Origin of the sequence: Brevundimonas sp. (genome assembly GCF_036659295.1) — a bacterium.
Taxonomy (GTDB): Bacteria; Pseudomonadota; Alphaproteobacteria; order Caulobacterales; family Caulobacteraceae; genus Brevundimonas.
The window spans coordinates 1-6,522 of record NZ_JAVXCU010000106.1; the positions used below are offsets into that span (position 1 = coordinate 1).

Annotated in this window: 7 protein-coding genes; all 7 read right to left on the bottom strand. The window is 60.0% G+C overall.

The window, feature by feature from the left end:
• On the bottom strand, nt 1-1,208 hold a 1,208-nt coding region (locus RSB01_RS12885; protein ID WP_332625609.1), incomplete at its 3' end, for an AMP-binding protein.
• A 2-nt stretch (nt 1,209-1,210) separates the two neighbouring features.
• Nucleotides 1,211-2,605 carry an MFS transporter gene (locus tag RSB01_RS12890; protein WP_332619920.1) on the bottom strand — a complete coding sequence of 465 codons (1,395 nt, stop codon included), beginning with the start codon at nt 2,603-2,605 and terminating at the stop codon, nt 1,211-1,213.
• A gap of 124 nt (nt 2,606-2,729) precedes the next feature.
• A complete protein-coding gene (locus RSB01_RS12895) occupies nt 2,730-3,425 on the bottom strand; it encodes an SDR family NAD(P)-dependent oxidoreductase (protein WP_332619922.1) in 696 nt (231 codons plus the stop codon).
• Nucleotides 3,422-3,958 carry a 6-carboxytetrahydropterin synthase gene (locus RSB01_RS12900; protein ID WP_332591696.1) on the bottom strand — a complete coding sequence of 179 codons (537 nt, stop codon included), beginning with the start codon at nt 3,956-3,958 and terminating at the stop codon, nt 3,422-3,424. Before RSB01_RS12900 ends, RSB01_RS12895 begins: the two co-directional genes overlap by 4 nt.
• Nucleotides 3,959-4,014: 56 nt before the next feature.
• The gene (locus RSB01_RS12905) at nt 4,015-5,016 is read right to left on the bottom strand and encodes a Rieske 2Fe-2S domain-containing protein (protein ID WP_332591695.1); all 1,002 of its coding nucleotides are present in this window, start codon (nt 5,014-5,016) and stop codon (nt 4,015-4,017) included.
• 183 nt (nt 5,017-5,199) lie between these two features.
• Nucleotides 5,200-6,165 carry a LysR family transcriptional regulator gene (locus tag RSB01_RS12910; RefSeq protein WP_332591694.1) on the bottom strand — a complete coding sequence of 322 codons (966 nt, stop codon included), beginning with the start codon at nt 6,163-6,165 and terminating at the stop codon, nt 5,200-5,202.
• Between the two features lie 138 nt (nt 6,166-6,303).
• Nucleotides 6,304-6,522 (bottom strand): enoyl-CoA hydratase-related protein (locus tag RSB01_RS12915; protein ID WP_332625611.1); only part of this gene is annotated, 219 nt, incomplete at its 5' end.

Sequence of the window (6,522 nt, forward strand, 5' to 3'; positions counted from 1 at the left end):
CGCAGATAGCCGTCTTCGTCGAAGCAGCCGATGTCGCCGGTATGCAGCCAGCCCTCGTCATCAATGGCATCCTTGGTGGCCGCTTCGTCCTCGAAATAGCCGGTCATGACATTGAAGCCGCGCACCCAGATTTCGCCCTGTCGCCCCGTCGGCACGGTCTTGCCCAACCGGTCCACGCATTTGGTTTCGACCCCCGGGATCGGCTTGCCGCAGGTCTGCGAGATGCGCTCAACGCCATCGTCCAGCTGGGTCATGGTGACCATGCCCGAGCTTTCGGTCAGGCCATAGGCGGTCAGCACATTGCGGATGCCCAGTTCGTCCTGCATGCGCATGACCAGAGACGGTGCCACAGAAGCTGCGCCTGTAACTGCCACGCGTAAAGAGGACAGCTTGCGTCCTGTCTCGGCCGAGGTGGCCAGCAATTGCTGGAAGATGGTCGGCGGGCCAGGCAGAACAGTGATGGCCTCGGATGCGATCAAGTCGAACACCTGTGCCGGATCGAATGTCGCCACCGGATAGGCCGTTGCCCCCTTGAGCAGACAGGCCAGCCAGCCCGCCTTGTAGCCGAAGGTATGGAAGAACGGATTGACGATCAGATAGCGATCGCCCGCCTGAAGTCCCGCACAATCGGCCCATGCGGCAAAGGCCTGCACGCTCTGGGCATGGCGGCTGACCACACCCTTGGGGTGGCCGGTCGTACCGGAAGTGAACAGGATGTCGGACGCATCATCGCCCGACACCGCCGTCATGACGGCACGGGCGCGGTCCAGATCCTGACCGCCTGCAACAAAGCCGGCCCATTCGCCATCCAGCGTCAGGATGCGTTCCAGATGCGGCAGGTCCAGCCCTGCAAGCAGCGTCCGGTAGTCCTGATCCAGAAAATCGCCCACCGTCAGCAGGAAACGGGCGCGGGTCTTGTCGAGGATATATTGCGCCTCGAGACCCTTGAGGCGGGTATTCATGGTCACGACCACCCCGCCGGCCGACTGGACAGCCAAACATGAGACGATCCATTCGGCACTGTTGGGGGCCCAGATCGCCACGCGGTCACCATGGGCCAGTCCCGCCTCGATAAAGGCGGCGGCACCTCGAACAACCCGTTTTTCCAGCTGGGCAAAGCTCAGCGTGTCGTCGCCCACAATCGCAGGCGCATCCGCATGTTCAAGGGCGGCAGCAATAACCGCTTGTGGCAAGGTCCGGATCGTCATGGTTACTTCTTCTCGTTCCACTCGCCCATTTCGATCATGGCATTGCGATACGGCTTGCGAGCCAGCACGAACATCAGCGCGACCAGTGGGCCGACAATGGCCGGCAGGATGGCCAGCGAGTAACGCAGGGCACCGTCATCGTGGAAGATGAACTGCGTCATGGCAGCAATAACGCTCGAGCCCAGAGCCATGCCCAAAGTGGTCACGCACATCAGCATCAAGGCTGTCATCTGACCACGCAGTCGGCTGGGCGTGATGTCCTGAAGCGAGGCTAGCGCCACACTATTGGTGCCTTGACCAATAAAGGTGGCAATCCCCATCAGGACCAGCGCACCGGTCGCCGTCGGCATCAACGGGCCGATGACCAGAGGCGCAACCTTGACCAAGGTGACCCATGTCATGATGTGCAGATTGGCACCCGGATGGCCACGTCGCATGAAGAAGCCAGAGAACCATCCGCCGGTCAGATTACCCAGACCGCCACAGACAATCATCAGTATGCCGAAGGAATAGCCAGCCTCGGTCGCCGTCATGCCATAGGTGCGGATCAGGAAGGTCGGGTACCAAATGGCGGTACCAATCGCCAGCATACCCAGCAGCGACACCGAACCGATCAGCGCCGAATAAACCTTCCAGCGTTGCACAAGGAATTCGACGGTCTGGCGCAAGGTCAGACGCTCGACACCGATCACGGCTGTCGGCGCGGCATGGCGCTTCGGCTCACGGATCATTGCCACAAACAGGGCCAGGATCAGACCCGGCAGACCGACAATAAAGAAGGTCATCTGCCACGGCTGGACCAGACCAATCACCGGCAAGATAGCCGGTCCATATTCCTTGGCCGCCTTCAGCACATAGGCCCCGATCACCAGCGCCAAGCCACCGCCGACAGGATAGCCAAGGGCAAAAACGCTGATGGCAAAGGCACGGCGCTTGGGCTCGAAATAGTCGCTGATCAGCGAATAGGCCGTCGGTCCCAGTGTGGATTCACCAATGCCCACGCCCACACGCGCCAAAAACAGATGGCCAAAGGTGCGTGACAGGCCACTGGCCGCCGTGGCGAGACACCACAGGACGATCCCGCCCGCCAGAAGCTTGCTGCGGTTACGGCCATTATCGACAATGCGACCAATAGGCACCGCCGCAACCGCCACCAGAACCACGGTGGCAAAACCCTGCAGCAGGCTGATCTGGAAATCGTCCAGCTTCATGTCCTGCCGGATGTCCGCCACCATCAGCGTCATCACGCGGGCATCAATCGCCGAGATTGTGTAGCAGGCAAACAAAAGTATCACGACCGCCCATGCATAGAACACGGATGGCTGTTTTTCAGCCTTGGCTTCGGCCCGTTCTACAGACGGAAGTTCGGCAACTTGCGTATCATCAAGGACAGTCATCAATGACCTTTCACAAGGACGGTTTCAGAGACAGAAATAATTTTCTGACCAACTATTATTCAGGGGCGACACGGGGATAAGGTCACAGCGACGGCGGCTTTGTTTCCGCTGGCGAACATTCAGATCAGCGTTCGATCTGTCCTAGATTGGCGTGTAAAATCGCGCCGTTAAGAGCCGGATTACCGGCACAAAACACGGCCAGACGCGCGATTTCCTCGGGTGCGACCAAACGCCCGGCCGCCACCATGGCCGTGATCGTGTCCACGGCATCCCCCACATGGGCCCGCAGCATTTCGGTGTCGGTAAACCCCGGACAGATGCAGGCCGTATGAATGTCCCGCCCCGCCATATCCTGACAGGTGGCCCGCATCAGACCGATCATGCCGTGCTTGCTGGCCACATAGGACGCCGCCCCCGCGACCGCCTTTTCTGCCAGTGTCGAGCCGATATAGAGGATGGACGAGCCCGCCCCCATCACCGGCACCAAGGCGCAGTTCAGCGCCTGCGGTGCCGCCAGATTGGCCGTCAGAACCTGTAGAAAATCGGCACCCGTCAGGTCGGCCACCGTATCGTGGCGATGCAGGGCCGCATTATGGACCAGCACCACCTGATCCCACGCTCCGCCCCGCGCAGCCACTTCACGCCCCGCCGCCTCGACAGACGCCAGATCGGTAATATCGGTAGCGATATGGCCTATGTCCGCATCCACCGGAGCCGAGCGCGACAGACTGATAGCCTCATAGCCCGCCGCTACAAACTGGCGCGCCGTTGCCAATCCGATGCCGCGACTGCCCCCCGTCAGAACCGCAGCGCGTCTCATGCGCCAATGCTCTTCCAGCGGCACTGCGCCGCCTGACCGGGACCGGACGATACCTCCAGAGCGATCTCGGACACGCCCCAGCGTGCAGACCATGCCTCCATGTCCACCAAACGGCCCAGCAGATAGATAGCCAGTTCTTCAACCGTGGTGTTCCGGATCGGCAGCAGCCGCACATCGTCGGCAGGTAGACGAAACTCGTCCTCGCCATAGCGGATCACCACACTGCGTCCCGCATGGCTGATATCCAGAGCCTCGGCCCGTTCGGGGATCAGGACATATTCGTCCAGTTCCGCGCACAGGCTGCGCATGGCCCGCTTGATGATGTTGTAGTCGAACGCCATACCGTGACTGGTGACGCGCGTCGCAATCACTGCCGAGACCTTGAAATTATGGCCGTGCAGCCTCTCGCGCGCGCCATCGGCGAACAGCGTAAAATGTCCGGCGGAGAATTTGATATCCTCCTTGTCGATCCGGATCGAGCATTGCTGGACCGGAGCAGGCACCAGCTCAAGCTGGCGCCTCTCGGATCCCATCACCATTCCCATCAGAACGCTGCCTACTGTCGGTGTCGGATAAGGAGGGTTCGGGTTTATTCAGCCGCGACGCGCGCAGCCGGACCACTTTCGAAGTCATAGAACTGCGCGAAATATTCACGGAAGCGCAGGACCGGACCGTCACCGTCGCAGAGCAGCGGACGCACGCGGTGGATCTTGGTGTGCCAGATGGGAATATCGCCCTCGACACCCGACTGGCCGATAATACCGGCGATGGAGCGGCTGATCATTTCCAGCTCGGGCGCACCATCGGCGAATTTCGGATGACGGAACTCAAAGCGCAGCTCCACCTTGTCATGCTCGACCGGCGTGGCAATCACTTGCAGCAGCAGATCGGCCATGCCCTTGAAGCGGGTGGATTTCTGGCCCGCACCGGTTTGCAGCGTGCGTACCTCGGTATTCAGGGTACGAACCGTGCCATCAGGCATGTCCATCGTGCGCTGTCCTGCGGCCAGACTGCGACGGATATGCCCCTCATAATGGCTCTCGCCTTCGGGGACGGCATCCATCTTGTGCACATATTTGAAGTGGGCGAGGTCCACGCCGTTCTCGGCGATTTCCTGCGGGTTGCTGTCGAACACCCACTCATAGCGGATAGGATCGGCCCAATCCGGCGACGAGATTTCTTCCAGCACCTCGACCTCGAACATCGGGGCAAGGTTCTGCGGATGGTACCAGGCCCAGACCACGCCGTTGGTCTCGGTGATCGGATAGGTTTTCAGGCATCCCGGCTTGCGGGCTGCGGGCGGGATGATCTTGGCATAGGGGATGTCCTTGCACGCCCCCGTCAGATCAAACGCCCACGAATGGAACGGGCAGCGGATGGTCTCGCCCTCTACCGTCCCGCCATGGCCCAGATGGGCGCCAAGGTGCGGACAATAGGCTTCGGCCAGACCCGCCGCGCCGCTTTCGGTGCGATACAGCACCAGATCCTCGCCGAAATAATGGACCGGACGAACCTCGCCGACGGCCAATTCATTCGAATAGGAGACAAAGAACCAACCGAACGGAATCGGCATGGGGAAGCGTTCAACCATGGATAATCCTCCCAAAAGCGCCGGTTGGTCCGACGTCTAAAGTTCAATATTTATGGTGCCCTCTGTCGCTGTGCGCAGAAGACTGAGCCAATACGTTATCAAGATCGCATGGCGCGATAAGGCGTCAGGATTGGATGGAGCGTTCGCTCGCAGAGACAATCGCGCAGCGTCCAGCCGTCGACATCAGTCCTCAACCACGGCATCCATCTTCGCCGCGCCCGACAGGAAGATGTCCAATTCGGTCAGCGAGGTCTGCATCCACGGCCTTAGCTGGGTGCGAGCAAAACGCTTGGACAGGAAGTCGAGCAACAGGCGAAGGTTGGCCGGAACCGGCGTGCCCGGTGCGAAAATCGCCCAGACCTCGCGGTCGTAATAGCTCCACTCGTCCTCGACAGACACCAGATTACCTGCCGCCAGTTCGCTACGGACAAAGGCAATCGGTAGCTGTGCCATACCCAGTCCACGCATGGCCGCAACCTTGAGCGCCGTACCCTTATTGCTTTTCCAGCGACCGTTTACGCGAACCTTTTCAGCACCTTCAGTCGAGTTAAACCACCAGTGGCTGTTCAGGTCGGAGACGCAAATATGGTTTTTAAGGTCAGCAATTCCTTTGGGCACGCCATGTTCGGCCAGATAGCTCGGCGATGCACACAGGCAGAAGGACAGGTATCCGATACGGGCCGCGCGCAGGCTGGAATCCGTCAAATCGCCATAGCGGATCGCAACATCGAAATCCTCGCCAATCAGATCCACCTCACGCGAACCGGCATGCACCTCCAGAGCCACACCTGGATACTGGCAGGCGAAATCGGCAATCACCGCCGAGATAAAGGTCACATCATAGGTATCGTTCAGCGATACCTTCAGCTTGCCCGTCGGGGTCTTCTGCATCTGGGCCGCTTCGTGGCTGGCCGCGGCCAAAGAGCGGCGCATATCGCGACATGATGCATAGAAACGCTCGCCGATGGCCGTCATCGACACCTGACGTGTCGTGCGTTTCAGCAACTGGACCCCAAGGCGCGTTTCCAGTTCGCTGACGCGCTTGCTGACAAACGATTTGGACGCGCCCAACTGATCGGCGGCGGCCGTGAAACTCCCCGTTTCAACAACCGATATATATTCCTCGATACCATCCCAGATCGAAATCAAAGCATCCCCCAACGCATTAATCGACTGTCACTCGCGCTAAGCTGCCCTAACGGAACATCAGCGCGCCCAACCTACATAATCATGGTGATCTGACAATTGTTCACGTGACGAAACTATCCGAAATCTTCAGTAGGCGTCCTATTTTCCTGTAAAGCGGGGCGCACGACGCTCCATAAAGGCCAATGGACCCTCGCGGGCATCCTCACTGGCCATCACCACGTCCTGACAGGCCTTCTCGATGGCAAAGGCGGCCTCCAGATCACGCCCGCTCCCGCCCAGAACCGCCTCCTTGGCCTTGGACAGCGCCAGAGGTGCCCCCTCGGCAATCCTCAACGCCATGTCCAGTGCAACCGGCAG